26 protein-coding genes are annotated in these 25,830 nt (G+C 42.3%); 8 read left to right on the top strand and 18 right to left on the bottom strand.

Going from position 1 to position 25,830, the window contains the following annotated elements:
- Positions 1-43: 43 nt before the first annotated feature.
- Positions 44-352 carry a UPF0223 family protein gene (locus BK582_RS12875; protein ID WP_420841228.1) on the bottom strand — a complete coding sequence of 103 codons (309 nt, stop codon included), beginning with the start codon at positions 350-352 and terminating at the stop codon, positions 44-46.
- 352 nt (positions 353-704) lie between these two features.
- On the opposite strand from BK582_RS12875, the gene BK582_RS12870 reads away from it, so the two are divergent.
- On the top strand, positions 705-2,201 hold the full coding sequence (locus BK582_RS12870) for an aminotransferase class I/II-fold pyridoxal phosphate-dependent enzyme (RefSeq protein WP_078595427.1): 1,497 nt from the start codon (positions 705-707) through the stop codon (positions 2,199-2,201).
- 125 nt (positions 2,202-2,326) lie between these two features.
- Here the strand turns inward: BK582_RS12870 and BK582_RS12865 are convergent, their stop codons facing one another.
- From BK582_RS12865 to BK582_RS12850, 4 genes are all read right to left on the bottom strand, one after another.
- The gene (locus BK582_RS12865) at positions 2,327-2,458 is read right to left on the bottom strand and encodes a GapA-binding peptide SR1P (protein ID WP_078595426.1); all 132 of its coding nucleotides are present in this window, start codon (positions 2,456-2,458) and stop codon (positions 2,327-2,329) included.
- 227 nt (positions 2,459-2,685) lie between these two features.
- A complete protein-coding gene (locus tag BK582_RS12860; RefSeq protein WP_078595425.1) occupies positions 2,686-2,985 on the bottom strand; it encodes a DUF3055 domain-containing protein in 300 nt (99 codons plus the stop codon).
- A gap of 133 nt (positions 2,986-3,118) precedes the next feature.
- A complete protein-coding gene (locus BK582_RS12855) occupies positions 3,119-3,571 on the bottom strand; it encodes a hypothetical protein (RefSeq protein WP_078595424.1) in 453 nt (150 codons plus the stop codon).
- Between the two features lie 238 nt (positions 3,572-3,809).
- A complete protein-coding gene (locus tag BK582_RS12850; RefSeq protein WP_078595423.1) occupies positions 3,810-4,730 on the bottom strand; it encodes a polysaccharide deacetylase family protein in 921 nt (306 codons plus the stop codon).
- 344 nt (positions 4,731-5,074) lie between these two features.
- On the opposite strand from BK582_RS12850, the gene BK582_RS12845 reads away from it, so the two are divergent.
- Together BK582_RS12845 and BK582_RS12840 are read left to right on the top strand one after the other, a co-directional pair.
- The gene (locus BK582_RS12845) at positions 5,075-6,592 is read left to right on the top strand and encodes a glycine betaine uptake BCCT transporter (RefSeq protein WP_078595422.1); all 1,518 of its coding nucleotides are present in this window, start codon (positions 5,075-5,077) and stop codon (positions 6,590-6,592) included.
- Between the two features lie 385 nt (positions 6,593-6,977).
- The gene (locus BK582_RS12840; protein ID WP_078595421.1) at positions 6,978-7,370 is read left to right on the top strand and encodes a YbbN family protein; all 393 of its coding nucleotides are present in this window, start codon (positions 6,978-6,980) and stop codon (positions 7,368-7,370) included.
- A 336-nt stretch (positions 7,371-7,706) separates the two neighbouring features.
- On the opposite strand, the gene lpdA is transcribed toward BK582_RS12840, so the two are convergent.
- The 5 genes from lpdA to BK582_RS12815 form a co-directional block, all read right to left on the bottom strand.
- On the bottom strand, positions 7,707-9,113 hold the full coding sequence (lpdA, locus tag BK582_RS12835) for a dihydrolipoyl dehydrogenase (RefSeq protein WP_078595420.1): 1,407 nt from the start codon (positions 9,111-9,113) through the stop codon (positions 7,707-7,709).
- Positions 9,114-9,115: 2 nt separating this feature from the next.
- Entirely contained in the window at positions 9,116-10,426 is a 1,311-nt protein-coding gene (locus BK582_RS12830) for a dihydrolipoamide acetyltransferase family protein (RefSeq protein WP_078595419.1), read from the bottom strand.
- Between the two features lie 90 nt (positions 10,427-10,516).
- Complete coding sequence (locus BK582_RS12825; RefSeq protein ID WP_078595418.1) at positions 10,517-11,494, bottom strand: alpha-ketoacid dehydrogenase subunit beta; 978 nt, start codon at positions 11,492-11,494, stop codon at positions 10,517-10,519.
- A gap of 3 nt (positions 11,495-11,497) precedes the next feature.
- Entirely contained in the window at positions 11,498-12,586 is a 1,089-nt protein-coding gene (pdhA, locus tag BK582_RS12820; RefSeq protein WP_078595417.1) for a pyruvate dehydrogenase (acetyl-transferring) E1 component subunit alpha, read from the bottom strand.
- Positions 12,587-13,150: 564 nt separating this feature from the next.
- Positions 13,151-13,801 (bottom strand): YkyA family protein, encoded by a 651-nt coding sequence (locus tag BK582_RS12815; RefSeq protein WP_078595416.1) that lies wholly within the window; start codon positions 13,799-13,801, stop codon positions 13,151-13,153.
- 218 nt (positions 13,802-14,019) lie between these two features.
- Here BK582_RS12815 and BK582_RS12810 point away from each other — a divergent pair, with 218 nt between their 5' ends.
- The 4 genes from BK582_RS12810 to rnjA all read left to right on the top strand — a co-directional run bounded on the left by BK582_RS12810 (position 14,020) and on the right by rnjA (position 17,864).
- Positions 14,020-14,205 (top strand): hypothetical protein, encoded by a 186-nt coding sequence (locus tag BK582_RS12810; protein WP_078595415.1) that lies wholly within the window; start codon positions 14,020-14,022, stop codon positions 14,203-14,205.
- Between the two features lie 491 nt (positions 14,206-14,696).
- A complete protein-coding gene (gene def / locus BK582_RS12805; RefSeq protein ID WP_078595414.1) occupies positions 14,697-15,278 on the top strand; it encodes a peptide deformylase in 582 nt (193 codons plus the stop codon).
- 709 nt (positions 15,279-15,987) lie between these two features.
- Entirely contained in the window at positions 15,988-16,197 is a 210-nt protein-coding gene (locus tag BK582_RS12800; protein WP_078595413.1) for a DNA-dependent RNA polymerase subunit epsilon, read from the top strand.
- A 2-nt stretch (positions 16,198-16,199) separates the two neighbouring features.
- Positions 16,200-17,864, top strand: a complete 1,665-nt coding sequence (rnjA, locus tag BK582_RS12795) for a ribonuclease J1 (RefSeq protein ID WP_078595412.1) — start codon at positions 16,200-16,202, stop codon at positions 17,862-17,864.
- A 105-nt stretch (positions 17,865-17,969) separates the two neighbouring features.
- Here the strand turns inward: rnjA and BK582_RS12790 are convergent, their stop codons facing one another.
- From BK582_RS12790 to BK582_RS12780, 4 genes are all read right to left on the bottom strand, one after another.
- Positions 17,970-18,635, bottom strand: a complete 666-nt coding sequence (locus tag BK582_RS12790) for a potassium channel family protein (protein WP_078595411.1) — start codon at positions 18,633-18,635, stop codon at positions 17,970-17,972.
- 23 nt (positions 18,636-18,658) lie between these two features.
- Positions 18,659-18,820 (bottom strand): hypothetical protein, encoded by a 162-nt coding sequence (locus BK582_RS27655; RefSeq protein WP_218190724.1) that lies wholly within the window; start codon positions 18,818-18,820, stop codon positions 18,659-18,661.
- Between the two features lies 1 nt (position 18,821).
- A complete protein-coding gene (locus BK582_RS12785; protein WP_078595410.1) occupies positions 18,822-19,268 on the bottom strand; it encodes a redoxin domain-containing protein in 447 nt (148 codons plus the stop codon).
- A gap of 103 nt (positions 19,269-19,371) precedes the next feature.
- Positions 19,372-19,917, bottom strand: coding sequence for a peroxiredoxin (locus BK582_RS12780; protein ID WP_078595409.1), 546 nt, complete (start codon positions 19,915-19,917; stop codon positions 19,372-19,374).
- Positions 19,918-20,182: 265 nt separating this feature from the next.
- Between BK582_RS12780 and BK582_RS12775 the strand changes: the two genes are divergently transcribed.
- Positions 20,183-21,025, top strand: a complete 843-nt coding sequence (locus BK582_RS12775) for a mechanosensitive ion channel family protein (protein ID WP_078595408.1) — start codon at positions 20,183-20,185, stop codon at positions 21,023-21,025.
- A gap of 218 nt (positions 21,026-21,243) precedes the next feature.
- Here the strand turns inward: BK582_RS12775 and BK582_RS12770 are convergent, their stop codons facing one another.
- From BK582_RS12770 to dapD, 4 genes are all read right to left on the bottom strand, one after another.
- Positions 21,244-21,498, bottom strand: a complete 255-nt coding sequence (locus tag BK582_RS12770) for a YkuS family protein (RefSeq protein WP_078595407.1) — start codon at positions 21,496-21,498, stop codon at positions 21,244-21,246.
- 367 nt (positions 21,499-21,865) lie between these two features.
- On the bottom strand, positions 21,866-23,104 hold the full coding sequence (ltrA, locus tag BK582_RS12765; protein ID WP_078597867.1) for a group II intron reverse transcriptase/maturase: 1,239 nt from the start codon (positions 23,102-23,104) through the stop codon (positions 21,866-21,868).
- A gap of 581 nt (positions 23,105-23,685) precedes the next feature.
- Positions 23,686-24,813 (bottom strand): N-acetyldiaminopimelate deacetylase, encoded by a 1,128-nt coding sequence (locus BK582_RS12760; RefSeq protein WP_078597992.1) that lies wholly within the window; start codon positions 24,811-24,813, stop codon positions 23,686-23,688.
- Positions 24,814-24,833: 20 nt separating this feature from the next.
- Positions 24,834-25,553 carry a 2,3,4,5-tetrahydropyridine-2,6-dicarboxylate N-acetyltransferase gene (gene dapD / locus BK582_RS12755; RefSeq protein WP_078595406.1) on the bottom strand — a complete coding sequence of 240 codons (720 nt, stop codon included), beginning with the start codon at positions 25,551-25,553 and terminating at the stop codon, positions 24,834-24,836.
- Positions 25,554-25,830 lie beyond the last annotated feature (277 nt).

The following is a 25,830-nucleotide window of genomic DNA, read 5'->3' as shown; positions in this document are numbered from 1 at the left end:
CCTGACTTGAGGCCTTTTTTATTTACTTTTGATAAAATTACAATCACATTTTAATAATCGTGCCGCCCTCTGCTTCTCTGGCTTTTTTTACTGCGTGGTATGGAGATTGGCCAGTCTGGTTCCCATACTCTTTAAAGTCTCTTTTTTCATCCGATTTTCCCGGGACAGCTTTTTTAAACCGCATATATAACGTTAGCAGAGTATCACGGTCCGTCCCTTTCCTGTAGGCCTGATCAACAGCTTCATAAAAATTCACAACATCAATTATTTCTTCCTTGGACCAATCCGTTGATATAGGTATTGAAATATTTTCGTCTTTCATCATATCACCTCTGAAAAATTTTATTCCCAACAGCTGTTCGTTCTGGTATACTTTTTTTGTTTTGTGTAGCTTATTTATCATCAGGGTAAATATTTATACTATGAACATAACATGAGGTTTTATTTATCTCAAAAAAGTATACTCTTACTTGAATAGCAAAAGGATAAAGTGAACCTTCAATCAGTGGGGGTTTTATTCATCCTCCACTGATTGTTAGTTGAACCAATCGGGATGTTAGCGTGCGTTATCCCGCCTGAACATCTTCGCTTCCACTCATGTTTTTGGGCGGGAGTTTTACGGACGGTTTCATCGGGATAAACAAAACAGAGTATTAGTCGTGAAGCAGTAACAGTAACAGCAGCATAGGTGAGAGGTGATTTGTATGAAAAAAAATCCGGAACAGCAGACTACGCCGTTGCTTGATGGACTTTTAAAACATGTTGAACAAAAACCGGTTCAGTTCCACATCCCCGGACATAAAGGGGGAAAAGGAATGGACGAACAGTTTCGTGATTTTATAGGGGAGAACGCTTTATCACTGGACTTGATAAATATCGCACCCCTTGATGACCTGCATCATCCCGGAGGCATGATACAAGAGGCGCAGCATCTGGCGGCAGAAGCTTTCGGCGCTGATTATACCTTCTTTTCTGTACAGGGGACGAGCGGAGCGATTATGACGATGATAATGAGTGTTTGCGGTCCTGGCGAAAAAATAATCGTACCGAGAAACGTTCATAAATCAATTACTTCGGCAATCGTCTTTGCCGGAGCGACACCAATATTTATCCATCCGGAAATAGACAGCCAGCTCGGAATTTCCCACGGCATTACAGTTAATGCAGTGGAGAAAGCTTTAAACGCCCATCCTGATGCAAAAGGTCTTGTAGTAATTAATCCTACTTATTTCGGGATTGCTGCAAACTTAAAAGAAATTGTGGAACTAGCCCACTCTTTTGACATCCCCGTACTTGTAGATGAAGCCCATGGTGTCCATATCCACTTTCACGAAGACCTTCCCATGTCAGCGATGCAGGCAGGAGCTGATATGGCAGCGACAAGCGTTCATAAGCTTGGTGGATCTTTAACACAAAGCTCTGTTCTGAATATACAGGGAAACCTTATTTCACCGAACAGGGTACAAAGCATAATTAGTATGCTTACCACTACTTCCACCTCTTATATCCTGCTCGCATCCCTCGATGCAGCAAGAAGGAATCTGGTGATTAATGGAGCTGAACGGATTAGCGAAGCAATCAGGCTCGCGGAAAAAACAAGAACTGAAATTAACGAAATTGAAGGAATTTACTCCCCCGGAAAAGAGCTCCTGAATGAAAGAGCTATATTCGATATGGATCCGACGAAATTAATTATTTCTATTAAAAATCTCGGCATAACAGGGTATGATGCAGAAGTGTGGTTAAGGGAGAACTACAATATAGAGGTAGAACTTTCTGATTTATACAATCTACTATGTATTGTTACTGCAGGTGATACAGAAGAAGAAACCAACCTTCTTGTCCACGCTCTGAGTGAACTCTCCCGTCAGCAATTGGAGAAAAACGAGCAACAGCATGAACAGGATAAAAGAATTAACGTTTTTGTACCAAGTATTCCCACCCTTGCTCTTTCGCCACGGGACGCATTTTACTCTGAAACCGAGGTTATCCCTTTAAGAGATTCAGCAGGCAGAATAAGTGCTGAGTTCGTCATGGTCTATCCTCCAGGTATTCCAATATTAATACCTGGTGAAATTATTGATAATGAGAATTTAAATTATATCTGGAAAAATATCGAGGCCGGCCTTCCGGTTCAGGGACCTGAAGATTTTACCCTCCAGTCCATTCGGGTAATCAGAGAGCGAAAAGCAATAGAATAGACGAGATTCACGTACGTCTATTAAGAAAAACGCCATAAAGAAAACTCACCGATTGATTGGTAAGCCTGATACTATCCTTTCCTAAAGCAAAATAAAACGGAGCTCTCTAAGAGAGCTCCACATTTTTATAATTCCATAGTTTCTTCTTTTTTGCTTTCCCCGCACTCTTCACAGCATTTTCCGTAAAGAACATGCACTTTTTCCGCCTCATAATAATCAATTACCTGGTTGCAAGATTGACATACAATGCTTCCCATGTATGACACACTCCTTTGATTTTTTGTAAGCGCTTATCTTATCCTTAAATCCATTTTAGTATGTCACATTTATAAAGTCAAGGTTAATTATGTATCATAATTAAAATTTATTATGTTATTAACTATATAACATTAGCTGATTAATCCTCAAAACAGGAAGAGAGTCCGGTTAATATTAGCATCATTAAAAAAGCGGGATAAAAAAAACACCCTGAAGAGGGTGTAAATTATTCTGCATATTGTGTTTGCAGTCCTGTAACCGGAAGAACATCTTTAAAAAATTCCGCAAGAGCCTCTGCTTCGTAAGGGTCTACTTTAAACAGCCTTTCAATCTGCTCCACATCGGTTATATCATCAGCGCATAAAAGGAAGGAACGTCCAGTTTGCATACATGTTATAAGCGGCTTGCCAAAAAACATATTCGTATACGTGATACCGAAATCATAGCGGGCACTTTCAGTAGTCATACCAACAAAATTAACATTTACCCGTTCTGTTTTGTCGTAAAGCAGCTCGTAACTTTCCATAAGATATCCCTCCTTAGATTACTGAATATTTTAAATTATAAAACAATATTCTCTATTATGCAAAGTATATGCTCTTTACACAAGAAAAAGCCCAGTAAACCCAGGCTTAATATAAATTATTATGCTTTTACTATTATTTCTTCTTTCCTCTTAACACCTCGTGTTTTGCTCCGATAAACCTGACAAGTTCATCTACAAACACATAATCCTGTCTGCTTAAGGAATAACTCTGTTCTGAAACTGTAAAAACCAGTACATATTCTACGTTTCCGAAAGAAATAACAGGGGCTGCGATCGTCTGGATACCATCTTTCGTAAAAACTAATGAAGAAGGAATACCGCATACAGACAAAAAGCCTTCTCCAGGGAAATCAGTTTTACCGCTTTGTTCGATATTGCCGAGCACATACCTCTTCTTCAGACCAGCATCAGAAGAAGGTTCGTAAACAGTAATCATACACTGGTGCCCCACTATGGAATAAAGAGTTTGAACTACCTTTTTCAAGAAGTCTTCATGGTTGTTTGCATAATCAAATGCTAATCCTACTTTAAGTCTAAGTTCATCCAGAAAATCTGATTTTTCCATATGCTCCCTCACCACCTGTTTTTTTTGACACATTCTTGTTGGATGGTTTTATACATTATAACATACGCTGGCAGAGGAATTTGACCAGAATTGTCGTATTTAGGTAAAAACAGAAAAATAAACCAAAGGGCTTATTCCTGCGCCATTTAATGTATTTTAAAACATACTTTTATAACACTTCAATTGAAAAAACTAACTAAACGCGCAAATTTAAGAAGGCCAGTACACAAGAAGATTTTCACTTAATTAATGCAGGGTCAACTATTTCATATCCTTTGTCTCTTAATCCGGTGATAATGTCGGCTAGTGCATCTTTCGTATGCTCCCGGTCATGTATCAGCAAATTTGCTCCGTTTCCCAGAAGCGGGGTTTCAACCATTATCTCGGCAAGCGGCTCAGCCTCAAGATAATCCGGCTCCCAATCGTAGCCATATGTCCAGTTCATCCATTGCATTCCCTCTTCTTCCACTACTTGCTGAGTATATTCCGGGTTAACTCCATATGGTGCTCTGAAAAAGCGCGGCCTTTCCCCAGTTACCTCTTCAATAATATCGTTAAGTTGTACAATTTCTTCTCTTTGCTCTTCCTCAGATAACTCTGAGAGGTTATGGTGGTGCATCGTATGGTTTCCTATTTCTGCTCCCATCTCATGGAGCTCCCGAAGTCTGTCCTGCTCTTCTTCGGAAGATAAGAGCTGTCCATTTATAAAAAAGATGGCGTTAGCATCATGCTCCTGAAGAATTTCAGCCATCTCCAGAGCATACTGAAAATTAGCTGACAGAAAGGAATCGTCAATAGTAAGAAGCACAACCTCTTCGTCAGCTCCTGAGCCTTCTATCGGCCTGACAATAAAATTACTCTCTGCCCCGGCAACCTCATATAAAGGTTCTTCCGGCTGGTAGGCTTCTTCGGCTGCATTGTTGTTTTCTTCCTCTGACTCATTTGCCGCCTGTTCATCATTTACTTCATTGTTTACTTCATTATTTTCATCATTTCCTTCATCGGAAACTGGTACCTCACTATTATCTTCATTATTATTCAGCTCCGTCTCTTCCCCTTCTTCTGTCTCATTATTCTCATTCATAGCTTCTTCCTGTGCGCAGCCAGCAGAAACTAATGCAAGAGCTGATAATAAACTTAATGTAATAATTCTTTTCATCGGATCATCTCCTCATAGACTGTATTAAATATGTAGCCAGGCAAAACCATTACTTGAAATTCTATCATACATCACCACCAGTGAAAACGTGACAATGTTCATAGGGATGCTTCTTTTTTATGCATATACTCCCAGGTTTCAACAAACAATTAACTAAGATAAAGCGTCGAGGCCTTTTTGTTTGATAATATTTTATATTGGGTAAGGTTAAACGAGTATTAATAGGTACATAATCCTTGAATTAAACCGAAAAGTTTAGGATAATACACACTGTTGTCTATCTGTGTGGAAAGACCCTTATGATACGGAAAAAGAACTTCCAGCAAGATGAAAGGTGGATTTGTATGAAGAAATTAACTCCAGTATTTTATATTTCACTGGCTATCGCAGTTGCTTTTATATTATGGGGTGTCATTGCCCCTGTGAACATGGAAGCTGTCACAACAGAAATTCAAGGATTTTTAACAAACCAATTTGGCTGGTTTTATCTGCTCGCCGCAACCGGCTTTCTGGCGTTTGCACTATTTCTTATCGTCAGTCCCTGGGGACGGATTAAGCTGGGAAAACAGGACGAAGAGCCGGAGTATAATTATTTAACCTGGTTTTCCTTCCTGTTTACAGCTGGTATGGGGATCGGTCTCGTTTTCTGGGGCGCGGCCGAACCGATCAACCACTTTATGTACCCGCCTCCTGCTGAGGGTGTGGAACCCGGAGACCAGAGAGCTGCAGGGGTCGCCCTCAGATATTCATTTTTTCATTGGGGGCTTCATCCATGGGCAATATATTCCATAGTAGCCCTTGTACTCGCTTACTTTAAGTTCAGAAAGGACTCTCCAGGAGTTGTAAGTGCTGCGTTCCAGCCGCTCCTTGGAGACAGAATTAACGGAGGAATCGGTACAACTATTAACGTAATCGTTGTATTTGCCACTATTTTCGGTGTAGCGACTTCCCTTGGTTTTGGTACAGCACAAATCGGCGGCGGTATGTCTTATATGTTCAATCTGGAAAATACCGTATTTCTTCAGCTCACGATTATCGCTGTGATTACAGTTCTGTATATGATCTCTTCCCAGACCGGGCTGAATAAAGGTATTAAAATCCTGAGTAAAACAAACATATACCTTGCTGGGCTGCTAATGTTGTTTTTACTATTCTCAGGACCTACAAACCTCATTATGAACTCATTCACCCAGACATTAGGAAGTTATCTGCAGAATCTCGTCAGAATGAGTTTTCAGCTTGATACGTTTAACCCTGAAGCTACATGGGTTGAAGGCTGGACGATCTTTTACTGGGCATGGTGGATTGCCTGGGCTCCGTTCGTTGGAACGTTTATCGCCCGTGTGTCCAAAGGACGTACTATCCGTGAATTTGTAATTGGGGTAATTGCGGTGCCCGCGGTTTTTGGAGCATTATGGTTCTCTGTGTTTGGTGGGACAGCAATCAGCCTTCAGACAGAAGGAGTAGATATTCTTGGAATAATGGAAGCTGGCGGCGGCGAGGAATTTGCTTTGTTCGCTGTATTGCAGCAATTTAACTTCGGCCTTATTATGTCCGGGATTGCAGTCTTGCTAATCGCATCATTCTTTATTACATCAGCAGACTCGGCAACCTTTGTACTTGGAATGCAGACGACAAACGGGACACTAAACCCTCCTAATAATGTTAAATTCGTATGGGGGATTGTCCAATCCTTAACCGCAGCTGTTCTGCTCTGGTCAGGCGGCCTGGCTGCACTGCAGACCGCATCAATTATCGCGGCATTCCCTTTTACCATTATTATGATCTTCATGATCTTTAGTCTGGTCAAGGCACTGAGGGCGGAAAAAATACCCCCGCGTAAAGTAAAAAAATATGAGTAACTAATTAGAAAAGCACAAGCGCCATAGTCACGGGCGATAAGCGCTGAAGGACACTGACAGAAGCCGATCTTTGGCTTCAAGTGCTCCTGCGATTACTCGGCGCAAGGCAGCAGATATGCAAACTCAGGCAGTAGCTGCCTGAAGCGGCCTCTAGCTCGCACGCGCTGGAGCTAGACAACTTTCGCTGGAAAATATACTTTCTTATCTAGTAAAAAGACTGCCATTTGCAGTCTTTTTTTACTTATCATTTCTGTTTATCTCATACCTTTCATTTATATAACAGTTGTGTTACGGAGCATCTTTTCAGCTCTAAATGATGCTATTATACATTTAAGCGAAAACCGCTGGCTGTATATCGAACTACTGAGTTGAAAGGATGAAGAGTATGAAGGAATTTGTTGTTTATATACTGCTATCTTCCTTTTTTATATTAGCGAGCTGTGAATCTCATCAGGCGGCTCCCCCAGACGGCGCCGCAGCTTTCCTTGACGGCTCCGCAGATAAAATAATAACACTTTTGTTTTCAGATGATGACTATATTGAAGATGAAAATAGTTATTTTAACGCATTGCTTGATTTTAAGAAAGATTATCCTGACTTAATTGGCAGTATAGATATAGTTAATTCAGATGATAACGACCTTAGAAGCGCTTTTAACATTGAGAGCTTTCCTGCCCTGCTTGTAATTGATAACTCGGAAGTAGTCGTACAGGTAGAAGGTGCGCAAAATTCTAATACGATATTAACCCTTCTGGAAGAACAACTTGATCCACAATAAAAAATAGCAAATTAACAACGCCTGGATTTTATTATCCAGGCGTTTTATTTGTGGCCCTGTTCAACTTGACTTTCCTTTTGTAGTGGGAGGTTTGTTTGCAGATCTTCATTCCGCTATTGCCCTGTTTATCCCTTGTAATCATCCGTTTTTACCCTATTCAAGGAATGAGGATCCTCTCTCTTGTTTGTTTGAAAATGTTTCAATATGAACCTCTCGTGAGGGAATAACGCACTGACGTATAAGAAAAAATGAACAGACCAAATCATTAGATTTAGTCTGTTCATTCCCATGCTGCTTTAGTGTTAAAAAGCCGGCAGAGTTCTGCCGGCTTTCTAATTATTTTACTACATGGATAGGCATGCCTAAGGCAACCTCTGCAGTTTCCATTGTTATTTCACCAAGTGATGGATGTGCGTGGATAGTCAGCGCAAGATCCTCAGCAGTCATGCCTGCTTCAATTGCAAGTCCTGCTTCAGAGATCATGTCAGAAGCACCAGCTCCTGCAATCTGTACTCCAAGAACAAGTCCGTCCTCTTTACGAGTAACCATCTTCATAAATCCATCTGTTGCATTTAATGAAAGGGCGCGTCCATTTGCAGCAAACGGGAATTTGGCTACAGTTACATCATAGCCTTCTTCTTTCGCTTCCGCTTCACTTAAACCAACTGTCGCTAATTCAGGAGCAGAGAATACTACTGCCGGAATAGCGTTGTAGTCTATCTCAGAAGGTTCACCAGAAATGGCTTCCGCAGCTACTTTCCCTTCATAAGATGCTTTATGCGCCAGCTGTGGGCCAGGAACGATGTCGCCGATAGCATAAATGTTTTTGGAAGTAGTACGTGACTGCTTATCCACTTTAATAAATCCATGCTCGTTCAGCTCTACACCAGCCTGTTCAAGACCCAGTTCCTCTGTATTAGGCTTACGGCCGACTGTTACAAGGAGGTAGTTACCTTCATATACTTCTTCCTTGCCTTTAACTTCAGCTTTTACCTTAACACCGTCAGCAGTTTCTTCAACACCTTGTGCAAATGCTTCAGTTACAATAGTTACGCCATTTTTCTTAAGGCGCTTAGCAACAAGCTGGCTCATTTGTTTTTCGAACCCAGGAAGGATAGCCTTTCCGCCTTCAAGAATTGTAACTTCTGAACCTAAATCAGCATATGCAGATCCAAGCTCTACTCCGATGTATCCTCCGCCGATAACAACAAGCTTTTCAGGAACTTCAGTCAAGTTCAGTGCCCCTGTAGAGGACAGTACTCTGTCGCTCCATTTAAAAGCAGGCAGCTCGATAGGACGGGATCCTGTAGCTACAATACAATTGTTGAATTTATAGGTTTGTGAACTCTTTTCGTCCATAATACGCACAGTAGACTCGTCCACAAAATATGCTTCCCCTTTAATAATTTCAACCTTGTTGCCTTTAAGAAGTCCTTCAACTCCGCCAGTAAGCTTTTTAACTACAGACTGCTTCCATTCCTGAACTTTAGAAAAGTCAAGAACCGGCTCTGCAGTAATACCCATGTCGGATGAATGACCAGCATTATGGAAACGGTGGCCTGCTTCAATAAGTGCTTTAGAAGGAATACATCCTACGTTTAAACAAACCCCTCCAAGGTTATCCTTCTCAACTATGGCTACTTTCTGTCCGAGCTGAGCAGCACGGATTGCTGCTACGTAGCCCCCTGGACCTGAGCCTACGACGAGTGTATCGACTTCTACTGGAAAATCTCCTACTACCATTCTTACCCCTCCATTACAATTAATTGTGGATCATTCAACAGACGCTTTATATGATTTAGCGCGTTCTGTGCTGTTGCACCATCAATGATACGATGATCGAAGCTTAATGACAAGGCAAGTACTGGCGCAACTACCACTTCACCATCACGTACAACCGCTTTTTCTGCAATACGGCCAATTCCAAGGATAGCTACTTCAGGGTGGTTAATAACCGGAGTAAACCACTGTCCGCCTGCAGAACCGATGTTTGTGATTGTACATGAAGCACCTTTCATTTCTTCACCTGATAAGGAACCTTCACGGGCTTTCGTAGCCAGCTGGTTTATTTCATCAGAAATTGAGAAGATTGATTTGCGGTCACTATCTTTAACAACCGGTACGAGCAGGCCTTTTTCTGTATCAGCAGCTATACCGATATTATAATAATGTTTGTGAACAATTTCATCTGTCGAGTCATCCAGAGATGTGTTTAGCATTGGGTACTCACGTAAAGCAGAAGTCAGTGCTTTAACCACATATGGAAGATAAGTCAGCTTGATTCCTTTTTCCTGTGCTACAGCTTTAAACTTTTTACGGTGAGCCACTAATGCAGTAACATCTACTTCATCCATTAATGTTACATGCGGCGCTGTGTGCTTGGAGTTAACCATAGCTTTAGAGATCGCCTTACGGATTCCTGACATTTTTTCACGAGTTTCAAGCTCAGCATTTGCAGGCTTGTATGGTGTAACCGGCTTCTTCTCTGCTTTTTCTGCCTGTGCTGGTTTTTCTTCCGCTGTTTCTGCAGCCTGAGCTGTATCTCCTGAAAGGAAGCTATCAATATCCTCTTTAATTACACGGCCGTTTTTACCGCTTCCTTTTACTTTACGGATATTTACATCCTTTTCTCTGGCATATTTACGGACGGAAGGCATCGCGATTACACGTGCATTTTCATCCACCTCTTCAACCTCAGCTTCTGCCTCAGCTGCAGGCTGTGCAGGTGTCTGTTCCTCCGCCTTATTAGGAGTGTCTTCCCCGCCTGCTGTCTCCGCTTCATCGTCACCACCGCCGTGAGCATCTGCAGGAGGTTCCTGGTCTGTTTCAAAAGTGATAATAACAGTACCTACAGTTGTTACAGTACCTTCATCAATATGGATTTTCTTAACGGTTCCTTCTACAGGAGATGGAATTTCCACTACTGCTTTATCATTTTGAACTTCACAAAGAACGTCGTCCTCTTTTATTTCGTCGCCTTCTTTTACTTCCCATTTAACAATTTCACCTTCATGGATACCTTCACCAATATCAGGCATTTTGAAATCGTATGCCAAGATTAACGCCTCCGTTTCATTGGAATATCTTCTAGTCTGTGTCTGAGTAAATAATGAGGACTGAAAAGGGCTCGCCTTTTCAGTCTTTAATTAAAAGTTAATAACTTCCTTTGCTTTTTCAACAACGTTTTTATAGCTTGGAAGCCACGTATCCTCTGCAGATGCGAAAGGAAATACAGTATCAGGAGCAGTAACCCGAAGCACTGGCGCTTCAAGACTAAGGATCGCACGTTCGTTAATTTCTGCCACAACGTTAGCAGCGATTCCTGCCTGCTTCTGTGCTTCCTGAACTACGATTGCTCTGTTAGTTTTTTCTACAGAAGCTATAATTGTTTCAATATCAAGCGGGCTGACTGTCATTAAGTCAATAACTTCCGCTTCGATTCCTTCTTTTGCAAGCTCTTCCGCTGCTTTCAGGGAAGTATGAACCATCGCGCCATACGTAACGATAGTAAGATCTTTACCTTCCCGCTTCACATCAGCTTTCCCTAACGGAATAGTATATTCTTCTTCAGGAACTTCTCCGCGGAAAGAACGATAGAGTTTCATATGCTCTAAATATACAACCGGGTCATTATCGCGGATTGCAGAAATCAGCAGCCCTTTTGCATCGTAAGGAGTGGATGGTATTACTACCTTTACACCAGGAGTCTGGGCCATCAGACCTTCAAGGCTGTCAGCGTGTAATTCTGGTGTTTTAACTCCACCCCCGAAAGGAGAGCGAATTGTAACCGGAGAGTTGTAAACCCCGCCGGAGCGATAGCGCATACGTGCCATCTGGGCAGCAATCGCATCGAATGTTTCAAATACGAAGCCGAAGAACTGAATTTCCATTACCGGACGGAAACCAGTAACGCTAAGTCCGGCAGCAAGGCCGCCGATTCCTGACTCGGCAAGAGGCGTATCGAAAACGCGGTCTTCTCCAAACTCCTTCTGCAGCCCTTCTGTTGCACGGAAAACACCGCCGTTTTTACCAACGTCTTCACCGAATACAAGAACGTCTTCGTTGTTCTTTAATTCGTTACGCATTGCGTCTGTAATTGCCTGGATCATTGTCATTTGCGCCATAGCTTATTTCGACTCCTTTTCTTTATATTCTTCCATTTGCTCCTTTAAGTTGTGTGGAAGCTCCTCATGCATAATATCGATTAAGTCTGTAACTTTCTGTTTTGGAGCTCCATCAGCTTTCTTAATAGCATCTTTAATATCTTCCTTAGCCTGCTCCACTACTTTGTTTTCGTCTTCTTCAGACCAGAGGTTTTTGCCCTCAAGGAATTTACGGAAACGAACGAGCGGATCTTTCTTTTCCCACTCATCATCCAGCTCGGATGTACGATAACGTGTAGGGTCGTCCCCTGCCATCGTATGCGGGCCGTATCTGTATGTCATAGTTTCAATTAAAGTTGGCCCGTTGCCGGCAAGACCACGTTCACGGGCTTCTTTTGTTACTGCATAAACAGCAAGGATATCCATTCCATCTACCTGAACGCCGTGGATTCCTGCAGCAACAGATTTCTGAGCGATTGTTTTAGCAGCAGATTGCTTTTCTACCGGTACAGAAATCGCGAAACGGTTATTTTGCACCACAAATATAGCTGGTACGTTATAGGCTCCCGCAAAGTTGATTCCTTCATAGAAGTCACCCTGGGATGCACCGCCGTCCCCTGTATATGTGATAGCAACAGCGTTGTCGCTTCTGCGCTTAAGACCCATTGCAACACCTGCTGTCTGGGTAATCTGAGCACCGATAATGATCTGAGGCATCATTACGTTTACACCCTCAGGCATTTGACCGCCTTTCAAGTGCCCCCGTGACCACAGGAAAGCCTGCTCAAGAGATATTCCATGATAAACAATTTGTGGGATATCACGATACCCCGGCAGAATCCAGTCTTGTTTTTCCAGCGCAAACTGAGAACCGAGCATTGATGCTTCCTGTCCAGCTACTGGAGCGTAGAAACCAAGACGTCCCTGCCTGTTTAAAGAGATAGCTCGCTGATCCCAGATTCGCGTATAAACCATACGTGACATAAGCTCTTTTAGTTCCTCGTCAGATAGTTCAGGCATTGCTTCCTCGTTTACAATTTCGCCTTCTTCATTCAGGATCTGGAACATTTCGAATTGACTTTCTACATCCTGTATTACTTTAGTTTTTTCCATGAATCAATTCACCTCTTCCTTTCTTCTCGCAATGGGCCATTACTTAATAAATAATTTTTCAGTATCTTATTTTGCCATTGTTTAGGGTACCCATTCTGATGGGAAACAATGTGAGTAAGATCGTCCAAAAAACAGTCTCTAAACACTATATACCCGATCGAATTTCCCGTTAACCATAGCAATTGAATCGAACGCGGTATAAACTGTATTACTTTTTCTGCAAAATAACTGATACAATTCCCTCTACGATGATAAGTTTAACCACGATTTTTATATAAGTCAATTATTTTAAACCCGTTTTTAAAGATTTCTCTCCTGCCATACAGCTTACTGGAACACCTGCCCAATCTATCTGTTATATTAATAAAATATCATCTGTTATATAAAATAGATTGTATATTGTCTGCACAGATGCAGAGACTCTACTTTCTTTTTTTTAGTATCTTACAGTTTAGCGTAAGGTACGGATTTCATGCATTTAAAAAGCCAGCGCACATTTTGTACGCTGGCTTTAAATAAGCATTATTTTATTTCCGGTCCCTTAACGGGGAAAAGAGTAATTTATCAGGCATCTTCAAAAACTACCTCTAAACCCGCAGCTTCGTAAAAATCACGCTTTTCTTCGTTATAAGCTACAGTGTATTCATTAAACTGTTCGTTCAGGTCGTTAATCTCTTCATAATAACTGTTTACAGAATCATGCTGCTCCTGCAGTTCTTCTACAGTCAGCTCTTCTTCATAAACCATCATATACAGCTGGATGTCCATCTCAATAGTTGAAGTGTAAGCCTCATACAGCTCCTGATAAACCTCATATCTGGATTCCATAGTTGCAATCATACTCTCAGCCTGTGACCTCACTTCTTCTTCCAGGTCAGAAACATATTCCGCTGCCTGCTGGAATTCTTCATATGCTTCTTCGATTATTTCTCTCTCTTCTTCAATAAGGGCTTGTCTGTTTTCAGCGGATTCAACAGCCTGGCGGGATAACTCTTCCAGCTCCTCCAAGTCAGAAGTTTCCAGCATTTCTTCATAGAGCTCATATTCGTTGTTTTCAGCTTCGGTTAAAGGCTCTTGATGTTCCTCAACAGCTCTTTCAATCTGCACAGCCTCTTCCAGATGCCCGAACATTAATTCTGCAGGATCTTCTCCTCCGCAAGCCGTTAAAAATAAAATAAGTAATAATACCGAAACCATCATGCTGATTTTTTTCAATTTACTTCCTCCTTCAGGGTTCCCTCAATAACTATCCTACTAAAAAACTATCTTATGTGGGGCAATTTTACAAGGAATTTAGGTAAACAAGTCACTCTTTTTTCATTGTCTTACCATTTGAACAGCCAGTCTGGGTGTTTATCCACTCACAGACGGGATACGTGCATAGAATAGCAGTAAAAACAATGCTCTGACTAATTATACGAGGAGGTTCATCTATGAACACGTGCATTGGAGGCCACCATCTCCCTCCGCCCCCTGTATGGCATGGCTACGGAGCTCCTGCGTACGGTGGGTATAGGGCACCTGGTTACGGCTGGGGTGCCGGGTTTGTTATAGCAATCGTTGTTGTTTTGTTTATCTTATTTATACTGGTCGGCGCAGCCAGACTAACGCCCCGCTGACTTCTTTAATGGGGCGGAGTCAGTTTCACCATATGAAAATTGCTCCGCCCATATTTTCAGCAGTTCTTAAGAATGGGAATGCTTATTAACAAAAAATGTTTTCGTTTCTTCTCTTTTTTAGATTTTTGCTATAAGATAATAATAACGCTTAATTTAACCGGGGAAAGATACAGGAGCAAGGCTGTTTTCTTTGTGTCAATGATAATCCGGACGCTGCCTGTAAACAGAAATAAATATCAAAATAAAAAGCCTGGTAGATAAATAATGCCAATATGAAGAAAACCAAATAGTGTATAAAGAAGAAAACTTTTATCCCGATCCAACCGTCCGTAAAACTCCCACCTCAATACTTGAGGCGAAGCTAAGATGTTTAGGCGGGAGATAACGGACGCTAACATCCCGATTGGTTCAACTAACAATCAGTGGGGGATGCCCCCGCTGATTGAAGGTTTCACTTTATATTCATACACAGCCGGAAGGAGTTATTTATTATGCTGACAATGAAAAATGTTATTAGAGAAGGCCATCCTGCCCTACGTAAACGTGCAGAAGAAGTTGTAATCCCACCTTCGCCTGAGGACCAGCAGACTCTCAAAGAAATGATGGAGTTTTTACTACATAGCCAGGATCCGGAAACAGCCGAAAAATATGATTTAAGACCAGGGGTGGGACTGGCTGCTCCACAGATAAATGTAAGCAAGCGAATGATAGCTGTACGGGTAACGGACCATAATGATGAGTTAATTGACATTGGCCTTTATAATCCTAAAATTATCAGCCACTCGATTGAAACCACCTATCTCGAGAACGGCGAAGGATGCCTCTCTGTAGACCGGGATGTACCCGGGATTGTTCCAAGATATTCCCGTATAAAAGTGGAGGGAGTTTCCCATGAAGGTGAGACAGTCCGCATGAGACTAAAAGGTCTCCCTGCCATTGTTTTCCAGCATGAAATTGACCACTTAAACGGAATTATGTTTTATGACAGAATCGAAGAAGATGATCCTTATAAACAGCCTCTTCCTCCTAATGAAATTATTAAGCGGAACGATTTTGACGGCCCCTTCACATAAGGGAGCCGTTTTTTTAAAAGCTCTATTAACTGTAATTGTTGATTTTCACTACAGGACGCTCGCTTGCACCACAGGCATAAGCGCAACATCTGCTTAATCTTCACTCCATTTGATTTCGCAGTGTTTTCTTTACCTCGGGCATTGATTTAAACCCTTTCCCATACTTTTCCTTCAATTTCATCTTATTTTTTGCAAATACTATCCTAAAAAAGATGCCTTACTCTTGAATAAGATTGAAGGAGGGTTTAAAATGTTGAAAAGGTGGAGAGAACGAATATTAAAACGCTGCCGGGATTTACTCCCGAAAAAATTATATGCATGAATGTCCAGATCCTTCTTTCTGTACACCTGAAAGAAGGATTCTCCATGAAAATATAATTTTTTCACAATACTGATCGGTCGTTTATACAATAAGCAAAAATGGGGATAACATACTTAGGACAGTTATTACGAGAGGGAACACCATTTAATTAATAAATGATCCTAATGTATTAATTAATATAAAGGCGTTGTTACAGTTTCTTGTTGATTGGCTCAAGGTTCAGCCGGTTAATCATAAGCGGGCAACCGCAGATTTAAAAAGAGACAAGCCGGAGAAATCTGCGTAATCGTATACTCCTGGCCTGGCGCGAAACGGCTGGCCGCTGCTTTGATCAGCAATAAAACTAACATAGCCATTACAAAAAAAAGCAATAAGGAGAGGGATTTAATGATTTTTAAAGTATTTTACCAAACCTCATTTACAGAAGTACCTGTAAGAGAGAAGACAGAAGCTATGTATCTTGAGGCAGAAACAGAAGAGGACGTTCGTAAAAAACTTGCCGACCGCCAGATTAATATTGAATTTGTTACGCCGCTGGAAGGCGAAGCATTAGCTTACGAACAGCAACATGAAAACTTTAAACTGGAGAATGTGTAATTATGAAAGTTAAAAATCATCAAGTTGGTGTTTTCGCTCTGGGCGGACTGGGCGAGATCGGCAAAAATATGTATGCAGTGCAGTTTCAGGATGAAATTATCATTATCGATGCAGGTATAAAATTTCCTGAAGAAGAGCTTTTAGGTATCGATTATGTAATACCTGACTACACTTATTTAGTTAAAAACGAAGATAAAATTAAAGGTCTTATTATCACTCATGGACATGAGGATCATATCGGCGGTGTCCCCTACCTGCTCAGAGAGATAAACGTTCCTATATACGGTGGTAAACTTGCTCTCGGGCTGATCCGTAACAAGCTGGAAGAGCATGGTTTACTGAGAAAGGCTCAGCTTAGAGAAATTAACGAAGATGGAATTATAAAATTCCAGAAAACTTCTGTTTCGTTTTTCCGAACTACCCACAGCATTCCGGACTCATATGGTATCGTTGTAAAAACTCCTGCTGGCAACATCGTTCAAACAGGTGATTTTAAATTCGATTTTACTCCTGTAGGCGAGCCTGCAAACTTAACTAAGATGGCTAAAATAGGAGAAGAAGGTGTACTGTGTCTTCTGTCCGACAGTACGAACAGTGAAGTGCCTGGCTTTACAATGTCTGAACGTAAAGTCGGAGAAAGTATAGACCAGATCTTCCGTTCAGTGGAAGGAAGAATTATATTTGCTACTTTCGCTTCTAACATTTACCGTCTGCAGCAGGCTGTAGAGTCGGCCGTTAAATACCGCAGGAAAATTGCTGTATTTGGACGCAGTATGGAATCAGCCATAAATATTGGTCTGGAACTGGGATATATAAAAGCTCCAAAGAGTACGTTTGTAGAGCCTTCCCAGCTGAATAAGCTCCCTGCTGACCAGGTAACGATTCTTTGTACAGGAAGCCAGGGCGAACCTATGGCAGCTCTCTCAAGGATCGCGCACGGAACTCACCGCCAGATTCAGATAATACCTGGAGATACAGTTGTATTTTCTTCTTCTCCTATCCCTGGTAATACACTTAGCGTCAGCCGTATTATTGACCAGCTTTACCGTGCAGGAGCAGACGTAATTCATGGTTCCCTGAATGATATTCATACATCCGGGCACGGCGGCCAGGAAGAGCAAAAGTTAATGCTCCGTCTAATGAAGCCTAAATACTTCATGCCAATGCACGGAGAATACCGCATGCTTAAAATGCACGCAAAACTTGCGCAGGATTGTGGCATTCCTGAGGAAAACTGTTTTATTATGGATAACGGCGATGTTTTGGCTCTCGATAAAAGTGAAGCAACCCTTGCAGGGAAGATTCCATCAGGCTCTGTTTACGTAGATGGAAACGGAATTGGAGACATTGGAAATATTGTTCTCAGGGACCGCCGTATCCTTTCAGAGGAAGGCCTTGTTGTCGTAGTGGTAAGCCTGAATATGAAGGAATTTAAAGTAGAAGCAGGTCCTGATATCATCTCCCGTGGTTTTGTCTATATGAGAGAATCCGGAGATCTGATTAACGAAGCTCAGAAAAAGCTCGCTGACCATCTTAACGGAATGATGGAAAGAAAAACTACTCAATGGTCTGAAATTAAAAATGAAATTACGGACATGCTGGGACCATTCCTTTATGAAAAAACAAAGCGTAAACCAATGATTCTGCCGATTATTATGGAAATTTAAGATATCGGCTGGCAACCTTGCATTAAAACAGGAGGGCCCTCACCTTTGGTGAGGGCCCTTTCTATTTGCAGGGGCTGATTGTTCCGGAAAAAAGAACAAGAAGGATTATTCGTTGTCAAACCATGCCCGTTCCAGTCTGTTAATGTCTGTATCGGCACCAATAACAATTACAACATCGCCCGTTTTAATTATCTCATCTGCCAGAGGAGAAACATTGATGTCTCCCTCCCGCTTTATAGCTACTATATTACATCCGTACTTTGCGCGTACGTTTAACTCCACAAGTGATCGCCCATTTATTTTCCTGCCCGCTCTCAATTCTATAATACTGTATTCATCAGAGATCTCCAGATAATCAAGAACATTTTCAGAAATAATATTATGGGCAATTCTAACCCCCATATCACGCTCTGGGTGTACGACCATATGCGCCCCAATTTTATTAAGCACTTTCCCGTGGTAATCATTCTGAGCTTTCGCTGTGACGTGTTTTACTCCCTGTTCCACTAACATTAATGTAGTAAGAATGCTTGCCTGAATATCCTCTCCAATAGCTACTATAACATGGTCAAAGTTCCGGATACCGAGGTTCTTCAATGTCGCTTCGTCTGTTGCATCTGCTACTACTGCATACGTAGCTATAGCAGCAAATTTATTTACTCTCTCCTCACTTCTGTCAATCGCAAGCACTTCCACCCCGTGGCTCAGCAGTGCTTTGCAAATACTCCCTCCAAACCTGCCAAGTCCTATCACCGCGTACTGTTTCTTCATTTTGCTTTCCCCCTGAACAATGATTATACAATTTTACCTTCCATTGAGATTATCACTCCCATCATTATAATCCTCGCTACAGATTTACGCTGAAATACAGCTTCTTCAGCTTTTTTACCGAATACCAATTTCATTAAAAAAACACTGTTCCGGTTATCATTCCGAAACAGTGTTGTTAAAATCATTTTATTCTTTTATTCCAAGGACACGGTTTACACGCTTTGTCAGCATTTTCATTCCGCCCCCGCCTGCCTGGAAGTGCCTCAGCTGGCCTTCTTCATCAAAAACATAGTAGCTTGGAACGTACTGGTTATCAAAAGCATCAGTCAGTTTATGCTGGTTATCAACAAAGATAGGCTGTACTATGTCATGCTCATCTGCTACTTTTTTAATTTCATCAAGATCCAGGTCTTTTTCAGAACGGGGCATATGCACAGCTATAACATTTAACTTGTCTTTATACTTATCCCGAAATTCATTTACATCAGGCATTGCTTCCTTGCAAAGCCCGCAGCTGATCGACCAGAAGTGGATTAAGGTTGGCTTACCTCCCATTAAATCAGACTTGCTTACTTCTCCATTAAACCACGTAGTTGCTCCTTCAAGTTCAGGCATTGGAGTTCTTAATTTCATGATTGTTCACCTCTATCGTTTAACTTCATTTCACCGTGATAATTTGACTATGCAAAAAGCCCAACAAACTCTTGTCAGGCCTCTTACCAGGGCATTTCAGTGATTAAAGAGTTTCCTGCCCAGGCTTCCAGTTTGCCGGGCAAAGGCCCCCTGTTTGCAAGGCCTGAAGCACACGCAGTGTTTCATCTACATCACGGCCGATGTTGTTATGGTTAACAACCGAATACATTAATTCTCCTTCAGGGCTGATAATGAATAATCCGCGAAGGGCTACTCCTTCTTCTTCTATTAACACACCGTATTCACGGGAAACGTTATGGTTAGTATCCGCAGCTAAAGGATATTTCAATTCGCCGAGTCCGTTGTCATTACGATCCGTGTTGATCCATGCCAGGTGCGTGTGAATCGTGTCAGTGGATACACCTATTACTTCTGTATCAAGATCTTCAAATTCATCGTAACGGTCACTCATCGAAGTGATCTCAGTTGGGCATACGAAAGTGAAGTCCATAGGATAAAAGAAAAGAACTGTCCACTTGTCTTCCTTCATAATATCTTCAAGGTTTACTTTTCCGAATTCCTTGTTCGCCATTACAGCATCCATTTCAAAACGTGGAGCTTGTTTTGCAACCATACGTTTGTCTGACATATGTAATCCCTCCGCCTTTACTTTGTTTACATTAAAGCTTTTATGAGACTAGCTAAAACTAAATAATTCACTAATAGTTGCACACCCTATTAATATGGCCAAATATCTGATGTTTAAACAATAGGATTCTGGTTAGCCGTAATTATAGAGGTCTTTGCACGTGAGAAATTAATTTGTTTAATTCTGTTTAGTTTTGTCAGTTGCTGCTTTATGATAAACTCTATAATCAGGTTGTGAATTACTTTTCTTGAAGGGAGTTTAACAAATGAACGAATGGCTGGAAAGGATCGACTGGGCTGGAATCAGTGTGGCAATTACAACTGCGGCCCTGCAAATTATACTTATTCTTATCGTGTTCTTAATTATCAGGGCAATCGGGAAAAGATTCATTTCAAGCAGTTTTAACCGATTGGGCGGACAACGCGGCATGTCAGCCGGAAGAGCAAGAACTCTGGAAAAATTATCGCTGAATATTTTTTCATATGTTCTCGGCTTTATGCTGGTAATATTTATTGCCGATATATTTAATTACAACGTTTCTGCATTAATCGCTGGTGCAGGTATCCTAGGGCTTGCTATAGGTTTTGGTGCCCAGGGTCTGGTGAGCGATGTTGTCACAGGCTTCTTTCTTCTCCTGGAAAGGCAGCTTGAGGTAGATGAATATGTCACCGTCGCAGGAATAGATGGCATAGTGGAAGGAGTCGGGCTGCGTAACACCAGAATCCGAGGATTTGACGGCACTGTCCACTTCATACCAAACCGGGAAATCAGCACTCTCAGCAACCATTCCCGCTCGAATATGCAGGCAATAGCCGATATCAGTATTGGTTACGATGAAAATATTGATGAAGCTATTTCAGTTATACAGAAAGTATGTGACCGTATCGCTTCTGAAGATGAAACAATTGTGGAAGGGCCTCATGTAATCGGAGTTCAAAGTCTCGGTGACAGCGATGTTGTTTTAAGAGTCATCGCTAAAACTGTAAATATGGAACAATGGGCTGTAGAAAGAAAGCTTCGCAAAGAAATAAAAGAAGCGCTGGACAGCCATAACATCGAAATTCCTTTCCCACACCAGGTATATATCCATAAAGAAGAAAAAGCATAAAACTGATATGTTAAAAAGCTGTCCGGTAAATTTGTTACTGGACAGCTTTTCCTATGGGGTTGATGTAAAAATGTATAGCGGCGTTTCTCATTAAAAAAATATCTGTCTGAAGATAAACTGGCACAAGGGCATTGCATTGACCAGGCTTCCCTTTCCTTTGTTCTCATCGGAACAAGGAACGTCCTCAGGAAACTGTTTTTTTCCTGAGTGCTGTGGTATTACTGTGTGCCCCCATTTAGGCGGCTGTCCACTGCCTCGCATATCTCTTGTGCGTTCATGCCATGAGCATTAATTACAGAACCTTCAATGCTTGTTTGCTGAATTCCCATCATATTTTCATCCTGACCTGTAACAACACAGCAGTCACAGCCTGCAGCATCCTGCTCCTGCCGAAGCTGTACAACTTCATGACCTCTTGCTTCCAGCTCCTGCTGAACGTTCGTTAATGATTGCTCAACTCCAATTCTGGCCATCATAGACCCTCCTTTTTCCGGTTAAAAGGTGAGGAAAAAAACTCGTCCGTTTTTATGAACAACAAGTTTATCCCTGCTTACATAATATAAGATGACCAAAATTTCTACGTCTATTCTTCGAGGGGGAAAATGAGCCTTGTTTTACATATGACGTACCGCTTAGGCTGCCTCGAGAATTAGCTTCCCGTTCGAGAATTAATGACCTGTTTTCGGGAATAAAACCGCTCCTTTCGAGAATGAAAACCCTGATTTCCAGAATAGCCCACCCCTCGTCACAGCAATCGAGTAGGAGGGGGTGACTAACCCCCGACCTCTCACACCACCGTACGTACGGATCCGTATACGGCGGTTTCATGAAAATCAAACGTTATATCAACGATTTCAAACCCATCCTGCGCCAATAGGCGTCATTAAGCGTATGGTGGAGAATTGGGCTACAGGCGACTCGCCAGTAGCCTTTTCTTGTGTTTCCCCATTCATAAGCCTTCTGCTTCGATACTCCCAAGGCGATTAGGTTTCTGACTTTTGTTTTCGGTTTCTTCCATTCTTTCCATCGTACCATTCGAAGTCTTCTTCTTATCCACTTCATTAATTCCTTTAATACCGAGGGTGTTTCCGCCAGTCGGAAATAATTTCTCCAGCCGACGATAAACCGGTTCAGCTTGCCAATTCTGTATTCCATAGGAATACTTTTCTTTCGGGAAGTAATCTCACGGATTCGACCTTTTGCCCGTTGGATTGATTCCCTGTGTATTCTTATTTTCGCTTTTCCTTTAGAAGAAGCTGTGAAACTGAAACCCAGGAACTTTCGTTTCCACGGACGGTCTACCGCGCTCTTTTCCCGATTTACCTTTAGCTTCAGTTTATCTTCAATGAAGGTGATCATGTTCTTTCGGATACGCTCTGCGGCTTTCTTTGACCCCGTGTAAATCTGGCAGTCGTCCGCATAGCGGACAAAGCGAATACTCCGTTTCTCCAGTTCTTTGTCCAATTCATCCAGGACAATATTTGAGAGAAGCGGGCTTAATGGACTCCCTTGGGGAGTCCCCATGTCGTTTTGCCTAACTAATCCGTTTTCCATGATTCCTGCCTGAAGGTATTTCCGGATGATGCTCAACACCCTTCTGTCGCTAATACGGTAACTTAACGTTCGCATCAACCGGTCGTGGTTCACTTTGTCGAAGAATTTCTCCAGATCAATATCGACCACCCATGTGTACCCTTCGTTGATATACTGTTTTGCTTTCAACACGGCATCATGGGCTCGTCGTTTCGGGCGGAAACCGTAACTGTTCTTAGAAAATGTCGGATCATAGATTCGTTGAAGGTAGAGATTAATGGATTGCTGGATCAGACGGTCCATGACAGTCGGGATCCCTAACTTCCGTTTACCCCCGTCCGGTTTCGGGATTTCGACTCGGCGGATCGGTGACGGTTGGTAGGTTCTCGACAAGAGCCCCTGGCGGATGGCAGACCATTCTTCGGAGATCTGGGATTTCAGTTCCGCAGTGGTAATGCCGTCAACGCCCTGGCTCCCTTTATTTTGGACTACCTTGAGATATGCTTTATTCAAATTGTCTCGGTGTAATATCTCTTCCAACATCACATTAACCTCCACGTGGCTCTTCCTTTCCATTGTGTGGTATCATTCTCCACGCTTCCTAAGCCCTGGAGGGATTCACCTCTGCTTCCTAGGCAAGCTGGTATGTTCTGTGTCATCGAATGATACGTACGCAGGTGGATGAGCACTCTTTTCATGATTCAGCCCTTCCCACAAAATCTAGAAATCTGTGGTACTATGGCTTCGGCTGACTTCTGACAGTTCAGTGATTCCTCCTGGAATCAGTTACCGCATTTGTACGGCGTTCCTGTCAGACCTCCCCGGGTAAGTGCATAAACTTCCTCTCCATATACCCGCCTCATTTACTGCCGGATCCTTCGGTCGTTAGGACTTTGACTTGTTTTGCAGCCTCATCCAGACCAGACAGCCTTGTATGAGATTCGTGTTCCTCGGGTCGGAGATTTGCCTCCGGCTTCCTTCAGATTCCGAGTCGCCCCGGACACCCTTGCCTTTAGCTAGCAGTTACAACGACCTTCACTGTTCGGGACTTGAACCCTAAAGCGTATGCACATGCCGGGCACACAAAAAGCAGAAAAGAGGTACTTACACCTCTTTTCTGCTTACATTTACACTGCTGTTTTATTAAAATAATCAATCAGCAGGCTGATTCCGGTAGTAATCGCGCCTTCACTTGGGTTCAGCTTTGCTGAATGAAGGCCGAATTCACTATCGGCTCCAAGCCAGAACATGAAACCTGGTATTTCTTCAAGGAAATATCCGAAATCTTCACCTGTCATCGCCTTCTCTGCCGGCTTAAACGTAATATAAGGGGAAGACTCAGCAAAGGTAATGAAGTCTTCTGTTATCTCATGATTATTATAAACCTGGCAGTAATTTGCGCCATAATCAATATTACCAGAACAGCTGAAGCCTGCCTCAATTCCATTAACAAGCGCTTCAATGCGCTCTTTCACAAGCTCCATTGACTCAATGGATAACGTCCTGATCGTCCCCTCAATCCTGGCTGTTTCGGCAATGATATTCTGCTTTGTCCCGCCAGTAATCTTACCGATAGTAACAACTGCAGAGTCTAATGGCGAAACATTCCTTGAAACAACGGTATGCAGCTGTGTAACGAGATGGCTTGCGGCAACGATCATGTCGTTAGCCTGATGAGGAAAAGCGGCATGTCCGCCCTTCCCTTTTAAATCAATAAAGAGCTCACTCGTGTTAGCAAACAACAGGCCGGTTTTCGTAGATACCGTTCCTGCAGGGAGCTCGGGTGCAATGTGCAGTGCAACTATGCTGTCAGGCTTCCACTCCTTAAATTCTTCAGACTCAAGCATTGGCTTGGCTCCGCCAGGCCCTTCTTCTGCCGGCTGAAATATAAAGAGCAGATTATCTTTCGGCTGGTTTTCCGCGAAATAACTGAGCACCCCAAGAGCAATACTCATATGAATATCATGACCGCAGGCATGCATCATTCCCTCATGGTTTGAGGAAAACTCAAGGCCTGTTTCCTCATCCATCGGCAGACCATCTATGTCAGCACGATATCCGAGCGTTCTTGAAGGATCGCTCCCTTTTACTCTTACAAGAATACCGGTTTTCCATGTTCTAATTTCCAGATTAGCCGAAGGAAGGCTTCGCAGGTAAGTTAATAAATAGTCCTGCGTCTTCTTTTCGGCAAAGCCCAATTCCGGAATTTGATGAAGATCACGCCTGATTTTTATAAAAGGAGCTGTATCAAACATCTGTCCCTCGCTGGCCATTTTTATTCCTCGTTCAGCTTACGGAGTTCCTGTTTGATTTCAGTTTTCCCTTTAGTTTTTTCATCGATTTCTTTAATAACTTTTGCTGGTGTACCTGCTACTACTGTGTTTGGAGGAACATCTTCTGTTACGATTGCGCCTGCAGCAACTACTGCGCCTTCTCCAACAGTAACCCCTTCAAGGACAACAGCGTTTGCTCCTACTACTACACCGTCTTCAACGACAACTGGCTTAGCAGATGGCGGCTCAATAACACCTGCAAGTACCGCTCCAGCACCAATGTGGCAGTTCTTGCCTACTGTTGCTCTTCCGCCGAGTACAGCGTTCATATCAATCATTGTTCCTTCACCGACTACAGAACCAATGTTAATGGAAGCGCCCATCATAATTACTGCAGAATCACCGATTTCCACCTGGTCACGGATGATTGCGCCTGGCTCTATACGAGCGCGGATATTTTTCATATCAAGCAGCGGGATAGCAGAATTACGTCGGTCATTTTCCACAACAAAGTCCTCTATTTTACCTTCATTCGCCTGAAGGGCTTCGTTAATATCTTTCCACTCGCCAAAAAGGACGCCTGTTCCGTTCTGAATGAAGCTTTTTGTGTTCTCGCCAAAGTCGATCCCATCCAGATCGCCTTTTATATGTACCTTTACAGGTGTTGACTTCTCAGCATTTGAGATAAAGCTGATAATTTCGTTTGCATCCATCATTTTCATAATAATATTCATCCTTTCAGCTATCAGTTTAAACACATACTAATAATAGACATTCAGGGCGAAAAATGCAATCAAGGCGATTGGATATACCATTATTTATCTCTAACTGTTTTGTTAAGCGGATACCCGGTCGTGATTCCCAATTGCATAATAACTTCTTAACTGTCCATAATATGATTATCAGGGGATGAAGCTGAAAAATAAGCATTATGGAAAAAACATACCGTTATTTTCCATAACAGGTGAAAAGCCTTGCAATCCCGCCACAGTTAATAAA

This window comes from Evansella clarkii, assembly GCF_002019695.1.
GTDB lineage: Bacteria > Bacillota > Bacilli > Bacillales > Salisediminibacteriaceae > Evansella > Evansella clarkii.
The sequence above is the reverse complement of the archived record's forward strand: the minus strand, read 5'-3'. Positions and strand labels throughout refer to the sequence as shown.